Below are 15164 nucleotides of genomic sequence, written 5' to 3' on the forward strand. Positions count from 1 at the left end.
GGGCGGTGGGGTGCGGAGCAATTATGGTTGCTGTATGCCCCCTACCGCTGGATCTCACCCTGTTCGCTGGACGCTCTCGGTTCTGTGCACGCTCGCGGCCATCGTTCTCGCGACGGTAACCGTCGCTCTGTCTTGGTTTAGCTCGACCATCGTCGACAAGGGCCATTTTGGTGACGCAGCCGCCGACGTCGTGACCGACCAAAATTTCCGGGACGAGTTGTCGAACCATGTCACGGACGACGTCATGGCCTCCGATACCGTGAAGGGTTTCCTGGGTGACGGTTCGGCCTCTGGGCTGTTGTCTGGGCCCAAGAATGCGCTGCGTGCCACGGCCCAGGGCGTGGTGCATTCGGCCGTGTCGAACACCGTCAACTCGGATGAATTCCGGTCGGTGTGGGCGGACACGGCAGATGCGACCCATGACGCAAATTTTGGGTCCTCTCCGTCGTCGACTTTGGTTTTGGATGCGAGTCCGTTTTACGACGAAATCAACAATCGGGTTCACGACGTGCTCCATGTGGATTTGGGTCTAAACCAAGGTGACCATCGCGTCGCCTTAGAACAAAAGACGAATGACCAAGGGGAGGGGGAAACCGCGAGCCTTCTGCACAAGGCACAGCACATGACGTCGGCGGCGCCGGTGTTGGGAACGCTGGCAGGCTTGTTGGCCCTCGCGGCGGGGGTCATCGCGCCGAGGGGCAAGCTCCTCATGGTGGCGATGGCATCAGCCGGCGCTGCCCTACTCACGTGGGCTTCCATGTCGCTCCTCGGTAATAGATTCAACGATTCGTTGGCTGATGTGGCCGGAACGGGCGGGCTCATCTCGCAGCACCTGGGTCGCGCCCTGACGGAGAATATTCAGCCGTGGACCTTGACGACGCTTGGCATCGGATTGGGCTTAGCGGTCATCCTGGTGATCCTCCAGGTTTTGACGGGCCCGCGGGGAGACACCAAACACGTCTTCTGAGGATTCGGTTCCGGACGTGGGGCCTTCTCCGTAAAATTCGGGGGCAGCAAGCGGTTTGGGGCTTGATTCAACCGGACGGACGGTCAGTCGGTCGTCATCCGGACGCGTTGCGTCTAAATCATTGATGCGTCGGGCCGTCACCAGCACGCGTGACTCCAACGAGCCGAGCATGGAGTTGTAGGCTTCAACGCTTTTGGTCAGAGACCGCCCCATAGTCCCGAGGTGACCACCGACGGTCGCGAGCCGTTCGTAGAGTTGCCGCGAGAGCTGAAGCAGGTCGCGCGCATTCTGGGAAATGGCCTCTTGCCGCCACGACAGCGCAACGGCTTTGAGCGATGCGAGCAATGAGACTGGAGAAACGAGGGCAACGCCTTTCCCCGAGGCGTAGTCCAGAAGGGTCGCATCAGAGCGCAATGCGGCGGAGAGGGCGGACTCCATCGGTAGAAAGCAGAGCACCATCTCTGGTGACGTTTCCCGCGAATCCCAGTACCTCTTAGACGCGAGGGCATCCACATGCGAACGGACCGCCTTCGCATGTTTGGCCTCCCACGCGGCTTTTTCCGATTCGTCATCGGCCTCTTGCGACTCCAGGTACGCGTTCAGTGGAGCCTTCGAATCCAGGACGATTTCTTTTCCTTGGGGCAAGGAAACGACCATATCCGGGCGGACGCGACGAACCGTGCCGGACGAATCCGGCGCCTCGGAGCTGACCTGTTCCGAATAGGAAACGTGCGGTGCCATGCCCGCGGCCTCGACGACGCGTCGAAGCTGAGTTTCGCCCCACGAACCTCGCGCCGAGGTTGAACGCAATGCACTCGAGAGATGGTGGGTGGATTCTCGGAGGTCATCCTGACCGCGTCGGGTAACCTCCAACGCTTCGCGTACCGAGCCAAACTGGTCCGCTCGCTCGCGTTCCATGAGCCTAACGTGTTGCTCCACGGTGGCGAGCTGAGTCTTGACGGGCGCCAGCGCTCGCAGAACATCCTGATCAGTTCGGGCTCGTTCTTCCAGGGCCTCCACACGTTCTGACAGCAGGCGCTTTCCCTCGAGGGCGGCGGCGAGCTCCGAGGACAGGCGCGCATTCTCCTGTTCGAGGTCAGGCCCATATTGCGGGCGGCGTCGACCAAGCACGAAGCCGACGACTCCGCCCACAACTAGGGCAAGGAGGGCGATCAACACAAGGGGAAGAGTATTCATGGCATCTACTGTGCCAGCAGGGACTGACAAGTTAAGAACGAGCGTCCTCGACCGCAGAGAGTAGTGGCTCAGAGCCACCCGTTGTCTTGGGCCGTCCGGGCCGCTTCGTGTCGATTATTGGCGTTCGTTTTGCGAATCACCGAGGAGAGATGATTGCGCACGGTCCCGGTGGATAGATGAACGGCGGCGGCAATGGACTTGACGTCCGATGCCGTCAACGCGGCGCGGCACACATCGACCTCCCGTTCCGTGAGGGGGTTGTCTTGGCTGAAGAGGGATTCTTCCGCCAGCGATGGGTCGATGACCTTGAGACCGGAATGCACCCGGCGAACAGCTTCGGCTAGCTGCCCCGGAGGAGTATCTTTCACGACGAACCCTTGGACCCCTGCGGTCAGCGCGCGTTTGAGGTAACCGGGGCGTCCGAAGGTCGTCACGATGATGACGGAGCACGGAGATCCGGCCTCTTTGAGTGCTTCGGCTGCTTCGAGCCCCGTCATGCCGGGCATCTCGATGTCTAACAGAGCCACGTCGACGGCGTGCTCCCGGACTGCGGCGAGAACGTCGTCCCCTCTGCCGACCTCAGCCACGACGTCGATGTCCGGTTCTGCACTGAGTAAAGCGCTGAGGGCGCCGCGAATCAGGTGCTGATCGTCGGCTATTAAGACTCGAATGGTGTTCATGTTGCTTCCAAAGGTTTGTGGTCTCCGGTCATGGTGACCAAGAGCCGGGTTCCTGGGTCCCGTTCGGAGGACGAGTGACGTTGTGGATCAAGCGGGCCAATGAGAAGTGTGCCGCCCGATTCTTCGACCCTCGCACGCAAACCGGCGAGTCCGTTGCCTTCGTCGCTTCGGATGCCGACGCCGTCGTCCTCGACCTGAAGTTTCTCCGGCGTCACGATCACACGACAATGCGAGGCACCAGAATGCCGCACCACGTTGGTCACCGCCTCCCGGAGTGCCCATGAAAATAAGGAGGCGTTGACGCCGGGTAGTTGGAGGGCCGCCTGGGCATCGGGGAGATCCGCAGTGATTCCCGTGGTTTCTAAGGCGCGACGGGCCGCCTCCACTTCGCCACCAAAATCGGGTCGTCGTAATCGAGTCACGGTCGATCGAACGTCGGATAGCGCCACACGGGAAAGGCGAGAGATCTCCAGAATTTCGTCGCGTGAACCGTCAGGGTCGGTCTCCAAGAGCTTTGCGGCGACCTCAGCCTTGAGATTGATGACCGTCAGTGAATGGCCCAAGAGGTCGTGAACGTCTCGGGCCACTTTTTCGCGTTCCCCGGAGACGGCTAGGCGACTTCTGAGTTCTCGGCTCGTTTCTTCGCGCCGAGCGACCGTCGCGATGATCATGATGATGATCGAACCGATCATGGTGCCGGCCGTCGAGTAGAGCAACGAGATTCCATTTTCCGCCCACCGAACCAGTCCCAGCGTGGATGCGCACATGATGACCGCCGACGCGGAAATTCCGACAGCCGGAGGGAGTGTAAACATGCAGGCAGCCACAAAATACGGCGTCAGGTTGAAGACCCAATGGCCCACAAAAGTCGCGATCCATAAGGCGGTGAGGGCCATCATGGTGTACCAGAGGATGAGCCACGGATAGTGGCGTCTCGTGGGAAACATCCTGGCGTATCCGAAACCTACAACGTAAACGACGGCGAAGAGCGCGATGACCAATAGTCCGCTGATCACCCATCCGGTGGAGTTGCCTCGGGTGAGGAGTGACCCAATGGGGAACGCGAGGAAGATGAGCCAGACGCCGGCCTGGATCGCGTGGCTGATGCTGAAGTGGGGCAGTCGGCTCAAGGGCGTCCCTTCTGGCGCTGGCCTAGTAAGGCGCAGAGCCCTGCGAAGATCAGGGTCCACGCGAGGACATTAGCAATCGAGTACCAGAGAGGATCGGTCACCATTCCGCTTCCGTCGCTAATGGACTGGATGCCTTCACTCAGAGGATAGCGCGCCAGCGTCGAAGGGCCGTACATCGGCGTAAAGCGAGCAAATCCTAGGAGAAACTCCGGTAACGGAGAGAAGGCATTGCCGAGAAACGCCAGAATGACGAGCCCGGTACTGGAAATCGACACCGCTGAGTCGGAGCGGAAAAGTAATCCGAAAATCATGCCGTAAAAGCCGAATGGTAATGAGACCACAACGGAGATGAGGGCGGCGGAAATCCATTGGCCCAGGGGCATATCGGCCACCGTGAAAATGCCCGCGATATTCACCGCGGCCACCGGCAGGGCGGCGCGCACCAGGATGATGATGGCTTTCGACATCAGCATGGACCCCGTAGACAGCGGCGTCAGCGCAATCTGGCGGCCCCAGCCAGTGGTTTGTTCGACGACGACGTTGCCCACCGTGGAACACGCGGCAATGACGCCACCGTAGGTCGCCATCCCGATCATCACGTAGGCGCCCACATTGCCGTCATTCAGGGGCATATCGGAGTAATTCTGCATGGCGCCGAAAAGGAGATAGAACAGGACCGGTAAGACAATCGAGAAAAAGAGTCCCGAACGGTCGGCGAGTATTCGACGCAGATCGATGGCGGTATAGAGCGCGAAGTTCATGAGGAGTCCTTGGGTAGGGGAGAACGGTTAGGTGGCCGGGGAAGCCGCGTCGTTCTCGGAGGTCAGGGTGATGAAGGCGTCTTCCAGCGATGCGTTGGCGATCAGAAGATTCTCGGCTGTGGTGTGAGTCAGGAGATGGCGTGCCAGAACGTCGGCGTCGGCTGTGGTCATGGTGGTGCGATTGCCGGTGACGGTGGCCGAAAGGACGCCAGGCAATGTACGAGCATCGAAGCCGTCGGGAAGAATCGCGCTCACGGTCTGCGAGGACACGCGGGAGCGGACATCATCGGTGGGACCGTCGGCGACGATGCGTCCCTTGCCGACCATGACGATCCGTTCGGCGAAATTCTGGGCTTCTTCGATGTAGTGGGTCGCGAAGACGATGGTTCGTCCGTGGTGGGCCTGCTGGCGCATCGACTCCCAGAATTTGTGGCGGGCGTTGGCGTCCATGCCCGAGGTGGGCTCATCGAGAATCAGAAGCTCCGGTGAGGGCATGATGGCCAGGGCAAACCGAATGCGCTGCTGTTCACCGCCGGAGCATTTGACGACCTTGCGATCGGCCAATTCCGTCAGGTCAGCTTGGGCCAGAATGTCGTCCACCGAAATCTCGTGATGATGGGTCGCGGCGATCATCCTGAGGGTGTCTCTCACCGAAAGCTGTGGAAGCAGGCCTCCGGTTTGGAGGACCGCACCGACGTCGCCACGAGCGATCGCAGATCGGGGTGCGCCCCCGAGGACGGTGATGGTTCCCTGATCAGGCTTTGTGAGGCCCAAGACCATGTCGATCAGGGTGGATTTGCCGGCGCCATTGGGGCCGAGCAATCCGATGATTTCGCCGCGACCGATGGTCAGGTCGATGCCGTCCACCGCGTTGAAACTCGCCCCGGAACCGGAGGTGAAGGTTTTTGTGAGGCCATGGGCCTCGATGACTGGCTCGTTCATATGTCGAGTTTCCTGGGATTGCCTGTCGAGTTCTCATACCGAATGTCACGAATCGGCCATGACGTTTGTCAGGGGTCGGCGATGCGGCAGGATGAAGTCATGAGCGAGAACGTGAATGCATCAGAGGAACGGCAGAACGATCCCGGATACCGCGCGGTGGAATTAACGCGGCTTGGGTCGAAGCGGTATCAGGCGACCAACGCCGAGGGGGTTTCGGTTGAATTTGGTCAGGGCGAAGGCTTAATGACGCCGGTCGAGCTCTTGCTTGCAGCGATTGCCGGGTGCTCGTCGGTGGACGTCGACGTCGTGACCTCACGCCGCGTGGAGCCGGAAGAATTCCGCGTGACCTCCAGCGGTCTGAAATACACGGACGAAGAGGGCGGGAGTCGGCTGGGCGACGTCGAGCTATCCTTCCGCGTGAAATTCCCCGAAGGCGAAGCAGGGGACAAAGCGGCTTCGATGGTGCCTCGACTCGTGGAGCTGTCGCGGACGAAGGACTGCACGGTTTCCCGGACGGTGGAACACGAAACGCAGGTCAGCATGCGGGTCGAGGACTAGGCCGGTAAGGTTAGTCAACGTGGCTTTAACTATCGGAATCGTGGGGCTGCCCAACGTGGGCAAGTCGACCCTCTTCAATGCACTGACCCGTAACACCGTTCTCGCGGCGAACTATCCGTTCGCGACGATCGAGCCGAACGTTGGCGTGGTGAACCTGCCGGACCCGCGGCTGAACCGCTTGGCGGAGCTGTTCGGGTCGGAGAGGATCCTGCCCGCGACCGTTTCCTTCGTGGACATCGCCGGCATCGTCAAGGGCGCCTCCGAAGGCGAAGGATTGGGCAACCAGTTCCTGGCCAACATTCGCGAGGCGCACGCGATCGCCCAGGTGGTCCGCGCCTTTGACGACCCCGACGTCGTCCACGTGGACGGCAAGATTGACCCGGCCTCCGATATGGAGACCATCAATACTGAATTGATCCTGGCCGACCTCCAAACGCTGGAAAACGCCATTCCGAAGCTGGAAAAGCAGGTCAAGATCAAGAAGGGTGACCCCGCTCAGCTCGCTGCCTATCAAGAAGCGCAGAAAGTTCTGGAAGAGGGGGAGACCATCTTCCGTGGAGCCGCGGCTGCCAAGCTGGACACGGATCTGCTCCGCGAACTGAACCTGCTCACCGCCAAGCCCTTCATCTACGTTTTCAACTGCGACGACGGCGTCCTCCAGTCGGAGGAACGCCAGCAGGAACTTCGCGAATTGGTGGCACCGGCGGAAGCCGTGTTCCTAGACGCCAAGCTCGAGGCCGACATGGTGGAGCTCGACGAAGATGAGGCACGCGAGATGCTGGAAATGTCAGGCCAGGAAGAATCCGGCCTGGACAAGCTGGCTCGCACCGGTTTTCAAACCCTTGGGTTGCAGACTTACTTGACGGCCGGCCCTAAGGAATCCCGCGCGTGGACCATCAGCAAGGGTGACACGGCGCCTCAGGCCGCCGGCGTCATTCACACGGATTTCGAACGCGGCTTCATCAAGGCTGAAATCGTTTCCTTCGAGGACCTCGATGCATGTGGCTCGATGGCTGACGCCAAGGCCGCGGGCAAGGTGCGGATGGAAGGGAAGGATTATGTGATGAAGGATGGGGACGTGGTGGAGTTTAGGTTCAACGTGTAAAGGCGCTGGTCAAGTGCAGTTTCGGTCGTGAGGTGTCAGTGCCGAACGCTATCGGGTCAATGTCTTAGGTCGCGAGCAAGATGCGCTCCAGCATTGAGCACTACGGTCGATGCTGACATTGAATCAAGCTCAGCTACGGAGAGGTGCACATGGAAGCACGGCTTATCGATCCGAGTAGTTCCTCGGCTGTACAGCGCATCATGGAATCCAACGCTGAGTATTCACATCGTGTCGAGGGGGAGGCGCCGACGCCGACCGCTACGGCCGAAGCCCTGTCCGCTCTGCCATCGGGCGCGTCGAGCTCACAGAAGATCGATCTAGGGCTTTGGGATGGTCAGGACCTCGTCGCCATTGCTGACGTGATTGTCGGATGGCCCGCCGAGACCGTCCCTCACATCGGTCTGCTGATGACGGACGGTGCCCGTCAGGGTGAAGGCCTTGGTCGCATGATGCATGATGCCGTGATCGACTTGGCTGGCCGGGAACAGAGTATTCAGACACTTCGGCTGTCTATTGTCGACACTAACGCCGACCTGGCCGGGCCGTTCTGGACGAAACTCGGCTACGAGCCCACCGGTGAGGCGGTGCCGAATGTTTCCGGCAGCGTGGAGTCGACCGCTCGAATCTGGGCGCGGCCAGTGGCTGTCGCCTAGATATTCCACAAGTGACGAAACGCGGTGGAGTGGAGATTTTCGCCTTAAGGTCTGGATGCAATGACCGATGATCTCTGTTGCGCTCTGGTTGATCGCATCGGAGTCGCGGTCTACGTTTGAACTTCACGTTGAAGGGAGCGATCGTGGCCGATGAGACCTGGCTGTACCTCTACGAGAACCGTGGCGCGAAGTCAATATACATAGGGATCGCCGATCGAATGGACCGGGTGTGGCAGCGGCACAATGATGACGCTGAGCGTCTGCGTGGATCGAGCGACACCGAGATCTTGCAGACCGTTCAACCGTTTTCCTCCCGGACTGATGCGCTTAAGGCGGAGGCGATCGCGATCCATATCGCAATGCTGACCGGATTGTCAGTGTTGCGCGCGTCTGACGATGTTTTGGTCGAGGACGGACGTGTGCTCGTGACCAACCGTGCCGGCTCTAGGTCGACGTCGGTCTTGGGGCCCGCTGTAATACGACGAGAGGGCACCGTCGATTACCACAACTTGGTTCGTACGGCCATCGTTACCATCTCTGCTGGGGATATGAATGAGCGACGCGGGCCCTACGGTGGGACCGATGGAGCAGCGTTCTCTGAGCGGGCGCAGAAGTGGTGGACGGTTGCGGCCGATAAACAATCGAGGATCCATCGCCTGATCGCAATTCTGTCTGGATCACAGGGAGTCATTCTGGGTGATTGGGATGTCGACGTCGGAGCATCCTACGGCGCTGACAACAATGTGTTCCCTCTGAAAAATCCAACCATAGACGATCCGCGAGGCGTCAAGGGGATGCGTTTGCTTGGCGTAAGCGGGCAATCAGGCCGGATCTATTCCGATGATTTGCGCACCTAAATCGGTCAATACCTTACTTGGCTTCGGAACGTGGCGGAGTTTAGGTTCGAGCTATAGCATCTGGCAGGCTTGGGGGACGCCTTGCTAAGGCGATGGCTCTCCCCCTTTGCAATGTCCTCGTGCATCCGCGGGTCTGATCATCCCATGAGAAGGCGGTGAGCATCGTATTCTATTGGCATGTATTCACTGAAGGTTGAGCTGACAAACTGCCATGGGATCCGATCACTTGACGCGACGTTGGACTTTGGAAACGGTAACGCGGTCGCGATCTATGCGCCCAATGGCACCATGAAGACCTCGTTTGCCCGCACCTTCAATGATCTCGCCGGAGGCCGAGACACCGTCGACCACGTCTTCCCTGACCGCGAGTCTTCGCGCCAAATCACGGATCAGAACGGTAGGGCGCCCGATCCCGACGACGTGGCCGTCGTACTGTCCTACGACGAGGAGCTGGGGCCGACGGAGTCGACTTCGACCCTGCTCGTCAACACCGCACTCCGAAAAGAGTACGAAGCGCTCCAGGTGGAACTCCTCGACGCCAGGGACGCACTGGTCTCTGCGCTAGCATCCCACGCGGGCACGAAGCAGGACGTTATCGCAACGGTATCCCACGTGTTCACCCAGAGCGAGGACAAGTTTTTCGATGCTCTCATCCGAGTGTCCTACGAGATTGAGCAGCTCGAAGATGCCCGGTTCGCGGACCTGCCGCACGACCTACTCTTCAACGACAAAGTAGCCACGGCACTCAAAGGTGCCGATGTCCAGGCCCAGCTGGCTGCCTATGTGACTAGACTCAACCAGCTCCTCGATGAGTCCACGTTCTTCAACCGCAAATCATTCAACTACTACAACGCGACCAACGTTACCAAGAGCCTCGGGGCCAACGGGTTCTTTGCTGCGCAGCACTCGCTACTCCTGCACGGTGAAGACGAGCCCCGCCCGATTACGAGCGACGCCGACTTGCAGGCGCTCATTACGGAGGAAAAGATGCGCATCAGCGATGATGCTGCACTGCGCAAGAAGCTCGACGGCGTCGAGCGAGCTGTCCACCGCAACGAGGATACGAGGAAGTTTTTCGAGTTCATCGCTAACCGAGAAGATCTCCTCTCGGAGTTCGCCGACGTCCAAAACTTCCAGCAGGAAGTGTGGAAGTCGTATCTCAAGGCGCACGAGGAAGCTTTCCAGCGAGTCGTGGAATGCTACAAGAAGACCGAAGTTCGTCGCAAGGAGATTGAACAGCAGGCGGCGACCGAGAGCACCCAGTGGGACAAGGTCATCAAGATTTTCAACGAGCGCTTCTTCGTGCCCTTCACTCTCCGTGCGGAGAACAAGCACCGGGTCGCCCTCGGGCAGGAGGCCATGCTCAAGCTCGTCTTCGAGTTCAATGACGGGGCCGATTCCACCGCCGTCGAGCGGGATGAGCTGCTGTCCGTGTTGAGCAACGGTGAGAAGAAGGCTCTCTACATCCTCAACGTCCTCTTCGAGATGGAGGCGCGCAAGGCCTCCGGTCGGGAGACGATCTTCGTCATCGACGACCTCGCTGATTCCTTTGACTACAAGAACAAGTACGCCATCATCCAGTACCTCAAGGAGATGGCTGACCATGCGAATTTCAAGCTCATCCTACTCACTCATAACTTCGACTTCTTCCGGACTCTTTGCAGCCGACAGGTCGTCCGCTACAGCAAATGCTTCATGGCGCAAAAGGGCGAAGGTAAGGTCACGATCAACCCGGCGCGCCACATCAATAATCCGTTCATTCACGGCTTCAAGAAGCAGTTTCACAGCAATGGCATGCAGCGCATCGCCTCGATCCCGTTCGTGCGCAACATCATCGAGTACACCAAGGGCGAGAACGACCCCGACTATTTGAAGCTGACCTCACTGTTGCACTGGAAGACCGACTCTGAGACTATCAACAACGCCGAGCTCGACCGAATCTTCAACGAGACCTTCCAGTCGGGTAAGAAGAAGTCGTGGAAGTCAGCCAACATGTCGGTGTTCGACCTTCTGCACGAGCAGGCGGAAGCGGCGCTGGACGCCGACGAAGGCATTAACTTCGAGAACAAGATCGTGCTTTCGATCGCGACGCGCATCGTCGCGGAGCGGCATATGGTGGCCGAGCTCGCTGACCCTACCTTCACGGACGGGATCACCGGGAACCAGACACAGGCCCTGTTCCAGGAATACACGGCTCGAGGGTGCGGGACCCCGGAATCGCTCCGTGCGCTCGACGAAGTCGTACTCATGACCCCGGAGAACATTCACGTGAACTCGTTCATGTACGAACCGATCATCGATCTCTCCGACACGGCTTTGCGCGACCTATACGTTCGAGTCAGGAGTCTCTAGGGCAAAGATCTGAATGGGCTGTCGTGCGCGGACGACTTCGTCGGTTCATTGATAATTGGCGGGAGGTCGATACCGCTGGCGTCATCGCAGGCATGACCTAGGACGACTGGGGCGTCGGTCTCTCCAGAGTGCAGTTGCGGGCATTGGGCCGCTGAACGTCGCCTGAGCCCCGCGACTGTCCATGGCGGTCCCATCTGATCGTGCTGTCGGCTCTGGCTGATATCGGGAAAAGAGGCTCAGTGACAGCAGAGGTTATTCGGCTACGGAACGTGGTGGAGTTCCGCTTTAATGTCTAAACCCAGGGTCAGTAGGCTTATCCGTGCTTCAAACGGACGTAGCGACACGCTGTCTGGTAGCTCTTTTGTAGCACCGCGTATGGGTGTTCCGATGCTCAATACTCACAGTAGCGTGCAGTTGTAGCGAACGTCTTGGGCAGCATTCGGACGAAAGAGTGAGACATTCACCCAGAAGAAGTAGCTGTTGGAGCTGAACGTCGAGCGGTGGCCAACTTAGGCCAAGGGCAATGATGCTTCGATGAGGATAGCGATTCGTGCATGATGGAATGACGAGTTCCTACCTCACAGAGAAACGAGAGAGCGGAAAATGACGGGTGAGTTGGTCCCCAAGCTTTTGCCGATTCTTGGAAAGTCGTTGGACCAGAAGTTCAACGTTTTTGATGTCATGCACCACGGAACCCATGAGCGGCAGATCTCTAATGTATTCGGATGGTTGCTCGATAGCGGCGGATCTCATGATCTGCACGACCGTTTCATCCGGATCTTCATCGATGAAGTGAACGCCGCCTGCACGGGTTCTTCCCCATTCGACTATGGGAGCTACCGAGTGCGGCAGGAGGTGAACACTGGATCGGTAGGGGACCCGGCCGACATCGCCGATCTGGTTCTCGAGAAGCAGGACGCCTCGCTCGTCGTGGAGAACTACTTCATCTCGGATGGGCATGGTCACGCGTATGAGCGTTACCTGGACTTTAGTCGTCGTGAGGGGAGACAGGGGGCGGTGGTCCTGCTGTGTCGCGACGAAGACCGATCCCGGCAAACCAGTGGTTGGGATAAGGCGCTGGTCCTGACGTATAGCAGGCTGATCGACAGGCTGTACGATGCGGTTCGTGACGATCCGAATTACCAGCAGGAGAATTCGGACTCGTACTCCTTCATCCAGCAGATGCATCGAAAATTTGTGAGGTCAGGAGGCCTTATGGAAAAACGAGATGTGCTCCGATTCATAACAGCCATGTGCGACACAGGCGAAGCCAAGCGGTATCAGACACGGAGGCAGGACGAAGCGGCGGAGGAGTTCGCGAGTGACTTGGCCGTGCAGGCGAGAGAACAGTTCGTCGAGGGACGTGAAGTGCTCCATGGGGTCAAGAACCGTCTTCGAGCCTTCGCCGAGGGTCCCCTAAAACGTCAGGTCTGTGAGACTCTTGGCGGTGAACCCACATGCAAAGTAGGTGCGAACCTGCAGGGCATCTACCAGTGGACGATCACAGTCGATGTTTCGGAAGGCGTGGCCGGGTCTGGCGGGTCTCATGTGCAACTCAAGTTTGGGCCCACGGCTTGGTATGCCAACGAAAGGGATCCATGCTGGAAGAGCACTGTCGATTTAGAGATAGTGAACTACTCGTATGTCTTCGTCACCCTCGTTGATGTCTTGATGATCCGCCAGACGACAGTGACTCTGGAGGAAGTGCTCGATGGTCTCGATCCCGACGACTGCAGACTTCACGACGAGATCATCAGACTCCTGGAGATGAACTCAAAGGTCTGAACCTGTTGGTGAGTATCCGGCGCATATCGATGCGACCGCTACGAAAACCGCGTTGCACGCATGAAATTACTTGGTGACGGAACCTAGCTCAGTTTAGATTCGACGATTGAGCCTCGGTCCCCGCGAGTGGCCCCGGTCGTTTCCCGAAAGAGCGCACGCTGCAGGCTCGTGCTGCACCTCCTCGCCCGTGGCAAGATTGCCATGCACGTTGATATCGATATTGATATCAGAGGAGGTGTTTGCCGATGTCATCCATCATCGTTCGCAGTCTCGATGACGCCGTGAAACAGCAACTTGCAGCGCAGGCGAAGGAGCACGGACGCTCCATGGAAGCTGAGGTTCGCGCCATTCTGACGAAGGCTGCACACAGGCCGCACATTGGAATGGCTCTGCTGGCTGCCGCGTAGGATGTCGGTGACGTCGAAGAGCTGCCGATCCCTGTACGCGATGACGTCGCGCGGGCGGTGGACTTCGAGTGATCATTCTCGACACGAACGTCATCACGGAGATCTTTCGGCAGTTTCCAGAGCCACGTGTGGTGGACTGGCTCGCGTCCTTGGAAGGTGACGTCGCGATAACGTCCGTCACGCTCGCGGAACTGTTGGCAGGTGTGCGGCGGCTGCCAGATGGTCGGCGTAGAGATGAGTTGGCCAGGCGCATCAACGCGGCGCTCGCACCGTACCGGGGCGGCCGCGCCGTGCTCCCTTTCGATGACTTAGCAGCCGACCGCTACGCCGACGTGCCCGTGGCTCGACAGAGCGCGGGCGTGGAACATCTAAACCCGTGGGAGGTCGACGCGTGAAGCATCATTCGGGCGAGATCTACCTCCAACAAGAAACTCAATGAAGTCGATCTGGGTGAGCTTCGACCGCTCCTCGACAGCGAGTATCTCAAGGAGTTCGGAGGGTGGGATCCGCACAATACTTCGGCGCGTTGGCGGAGTTCTAGATTAGTCTCCAAAATCGTTACGAATTCGATTGCGTAGTAAATAAAGTGAGTGCACAGATTGCGACGTTCATTCCACTCAAAGTGGCATAAGGCTTAAGGAATGAAACATTTGCCCTTGGGGAAGCAATGAGGGGCGGCCCATCGAAGCCGGCCACCCCTCAATACATTTGTTTTATTCCCCAAAGGCTTCCAGTAGCGCCTTCACCGAGTCCTTACCCAGCTGATTCGCGGCCAAGGGGCTATCGCCCGTCAGTAGATTTCCGTCCCGAGCGGTTGCACCGCTCATTTCGGAATTGGTGATCGTGAAGCCGTCCTTCGTAAGGGCTTCACCAAGCGCCCAAGGCATCGCGCCGGGGAGGTAGCCGATCTCAATGTTCGCTCCGGCGTCGAGGGCATCGGGGAACGCCACGATCTGCCGGCCAGCAAGGGGATTGGCCTCCCGGTCGATTCCGGCGGCCAGAAGGGCTGCCGGACCATGGCACAGGGTGATGATGAGCCGATCCTCGGTGATAAAGAAGTCCAAAGCGTCACGCAGGTCCCGGCTTTCCGGGATGCCGTTCATGGCTCCGTGACCACCTGGGATGAAGATGGCGGCGTAGTCGTCCAGGCCGTCGGCGAGGACGTCGGCGAGCTTGCGCGGGCTCTTGAATTTCTCGCGGGTGCCTTCCCAAGTCTCGCGAATGGCCTGGTCATCACCCGGGTATGCCCACCACTCGAACTTTCCGACGCCGCCGCCGAGCGTGGCCACGTCAATCTCATAGCCGGCTTTCGAGATGTGGTGAAGGGGGAGGAGCGTTTCAACCGGGTGATTTCCGGTCGAGAAGAACGTGCCGTTTTGCATCGGCATATACCGTTCCTCGGTGGCAATGACCAAAACTTTCCAACGGTTTCCTGCATAGGTGGCATCCGTCGAAAGTCCGTCGAAGTCCGTTACGGGAGCTGTGTACTGGCTCAAAGAGTAGGGCGACGGAAAGAAGGCGTTATCCTCGGCGGGATCCGCAGTGGGCTGACGATCTTGAGCATCTGACGTCTGAGTCGACTCGGTCATGGGATTCCTAACTGTTGTGGTGGTACATGAGGAATTGCTGACTCATGAATGGTCCTACCGTCAGAATAGGCTCCGGCTGGTCCGCGAGTCAGGGGCCTTACGCTCTCAACGCATCCTGTTGCCCTAAGCGCGAACGGCCACGAAATTTCAGTTCATGAGAACGTGGGTCTAAATAGCAACG

15 protein-coding genes are annotated in these 15164 nt (G+C 58.9%); 9 read left to right on the forward strand and 6 right to left on the reverse strand.

Features of this window, described 5'->3' with window-relative positions:
- Positions 1-34 precede the first annotated feature (34 nt).
- Positions 35-967, forward strand: a complete 933-nt coding sequence (locus tag B9Y51_RS07370; protein ID WP_085529281.1) for a hypothetical protein — start codon at positions 35-37, stop codon at positions 965-967.
- On the opposite strand, the gene B9Y51_RS07375 is transcribed toward B9Y51_RS07370, so the two are convergent.
- The 5 genes from B9Y51_RS07375 to B9Y51_RS07395 all read right to left on the reverse strand — a co-directional run bounded on the left by B9Y51_RS07375 (position 899) and on the right by B9Y51_RS07395 (position 5677).
- Entirely contained in the window at positions 899-2164 is a 1266-nt protein-coding gene (locus B9Y51_RS07375; RefSeq protein WP_085529282.1) for a DNA recombination protein RmuC, read from the reverse strand. The two genes, B9Y51_RS07370 and B9Y51_RS07375, sit on opposite strands and share 69 nt — an antisense overlap.
- A gap of 68 nt (positions 2165-2232) precedes the next feature.
- Positions 2233-2844, reverse strand: a complete 612-nt coding sequence (locus B9Y51_RS07380; protein ID WP_085529283.1) for a response regulator transcription factor — start codon at positions 2842-2844, stop codon at positions 2233-2235.
- Positions 2841-3974, reverse strand: coding sequence for a sensor histidine kinase (locus B9Y51_RS07385; RefSeq protein ID WP_085529284.1), 1134 nt, complete (start codon positions 3972-3974; stop codon positions 2841-2843). The genes B9Y51_RS07380 and B9Y51_RS07385 overlap by 4 nt, the downstream gene beginning before the upstream one ends.
- Positions 3971-4735: an ABC transporter permease gene (locus B9Y51_RS07390; RefSeq protein WP_085529285.1), complete on the reverse strand. Its 765-nt coding sequence runs from the start codon at positions 4733-4735 to the stop codon at positions 3971-3973. The genes B9Y51_RS07385 and B9Y51_RS07390 overlap by 4 nt, the downstream gene beginning before the upstream one ends.
- A 27-nt stretch (positions 4736-4762) precedes the next feature.
- A complete protein-coding gene (locus B9Y51_RS07395) occupies positions 4763-5677 on the reverse strand; it encodes an ABC transporter ATP-binding protein (protein ID WP_085529286.1) in 915 nt (304 codons plus the stop codon).
- 99 nt (positions 5678-5776) lie between these two features.
- Between B9Y51_RS07395 and B9Y51_RS07400 the strand changes: the two genes are divergently transcribed.
- The 8 genes from B9Y51_RS07400 to B9Y51_RS07435 all read left to right on the forward strand — a co-directional run bounded on the left by B9Y51_RS07400 (position 5777) and on the right by B9Y51_RS07435 (position 13789).
- Positions 5777-6235 carry an OsmC family protein gene (locus B9Y51_RS07400; protein WP_048682915.1) on the forward strand — a complete coding sequence of 153 codons (459 nt, stop codon included), beginning with the start codon at positions 5777-5779 and terminating at the stop codon, positions 6233-6235.
- Between the two features lie 19 nt (positions 6236-6254).
- Positions 6255-7340, forward strand: a complete 1086-nt coding sequence (gene ychF / locus B9Y51_RS07405) for a redox-regulated ATPase YchF (protein WP_085529287.1) — start codon at positions 6255-6257, stop codon at positions 7338-7340.
- A 149-nt stretch (positions 7341-7489) separates the two neighbouring features.
- On the forward strand, positions 7490-7993 hold the full coding sequence (locus tag B9Y51_RS07410) for a GNAT family N-acetyltransferase (RefSeq protein ID WP_245826094.1): 504 nt from the start codon (positions 7490-7492) through the stop codon (positions 7991-7993).
- Positions 7994-8136: 143 nt separating this feature from the next.
- A complete protein-coding gene (locus B9Y51_RS07415; RefSeq protein WP_143468022.1) occupies positions 8137-8850 on the forward strand; it encodes a hypothetical protein in 714 nt (237 codons plus the stop codon).
- Positions 8851-9027: 177 nt separating this feature from the next.
- Entirely contained in the window at positions 9028-11202 is a 2175-nt protein-coding gene (locus B9Y51_RS07420) for an ATP-binding protein (RefSeq protein ID WP_085529290.1), read from the forward strand.
- A 651-nt stretch (positions 11203-11853) separates the two neighbouring features.
- Positions 11854-12987, forward strand: coding sequence for a PD-(D/E)XK nuclease family protein (locus B9Y51_RS07425; RefSeq protein ID WP_158088272.1), 1134 nt, complete (start codon positions 11854-11856; stop codon positions 12985-12987).
- A 245-nt stretch (positions 12988-13232) separates the two neighbouring features.
- Positions 13233-13394: a FitA-like ribbon-helix-helix domain-containing protein gene (locus B9Y51_RS07430; RefSeq protein WP_245826096.1), complete on the forward strand. Its 162-nt coding sequence runs from the start codon at positions 13233-13235 to the stop codon at positions 13392-13394.
- Between the two features lie 68 nt (positions 13395-13462).
- On the forward strand, positions 13463-13789 hold the full coding sequence (locus B9Y51_RS07435; protein ID WP_085529292.1) for a PIN domain-containing protein: 327 nt from the start codon (positions 13463-13465) through the stop codon (positions 13787-13789).
- Positions 13790-14107: 318 nt separating this feature from the next.
- On the opposite strand, the gene hchA is transcribed toward B9Y51_RS07435, so the two are convergent.
- On the reverse strand, positions 14108-14983 hold the full coding sequence (gene hchA, locus B9Y51_RS07440) for a glyoxalase III HchA (protein WP_085529293.1): 876 nt from the start codon (positions 14981-14983) through the stop codon (positions 14108-14110).
- Positions 14984-15164: the final 181 nt, after the last annotated feature.

Source organism: Kocuria massiliensis (assembly GCF_900169715.1).
Taxonomy (GTDB): domain Bacteria; phylum Actinomycetota; class Actinomycetes; order Actinomycetales; family Micrococcaceae; genus Rothia; species Rothia massiliensis.

Excerpts from the sequence above, each read along its gene's own strand:
- B9Y51_RS07370 (WP_085529281.1), top strand. The coding sequence starts at position 35 with ATGCCCCCTACCGCTGGATCTCACCCTGTTCGCTGGACGCTCTCGGTT.
- B9Y51_RS07375 (WP_085529282.1), bottom strand. The coding sequence starts at position 2,164 with ATGAATACTCTTCCCCTTGTGTTGATCGCCCTCCTTGCCCTAGTTGTG.
- B9Y51_RS07380 (WP_085529283.1), bottom strand. The coding sequence starts at position 2,844 with ATGAACACCATTCGAGTCTTAATAGCCGACGATCAGCACCTGATTCGC.
- B9Y51_RS07390 (WP_085529285.1), bottom strand. The coding sequence starts at position 4,735 with ATGAACTTCGCGCTCTATACCGCCATCGATCTGCGTCGAATACTCGCC.
- B9Y51_RS07395 (WP_085529286.1), bottom strand. The coding sequence starts at position 5,677 with ATGAACGAGCCAGTCATCGAGGCCCATGGCCTCACAAAAACCTTCACC.
- B9Y51_RS07400 (WP_048682915.1), top strand. The coding sequence starts at position 5,777 with ATGAGCGAGAACGTGAATGCATCAGAGGAACGGCAGAACGATCCCGGA.
- B9Y51_RS07410 (WP_245826094.1), top strand. The coding sequence starts at position 7,490 with ATGGAAGCACGGCTTATCGATCCGAGTAGTTCCTCGGCTGTACAGCGC.
- B9Y51_RS07420 (WP_085529290.1), top strand. The coding sequence starts at position 9,028 with ATGTATTCACTGAAGGTTGAGCTGACAAACTGCCATGGGATCCGATCA.
- B9Y51_RS07430 (WP_245826096.1), top strand. The coding sequence starts at position 13,233 with ATGTCATCCATCATCGTTCGCAGTCTCGATGACGCCGTGAAACAGCAA.
- hchA (WP_085529293.1), bottom strand. The coding sequence starts at position 14,983 with ATGACCGAGTCGACTCAGACGTCAGATGCTCAAGATCGTCAGCCCACT.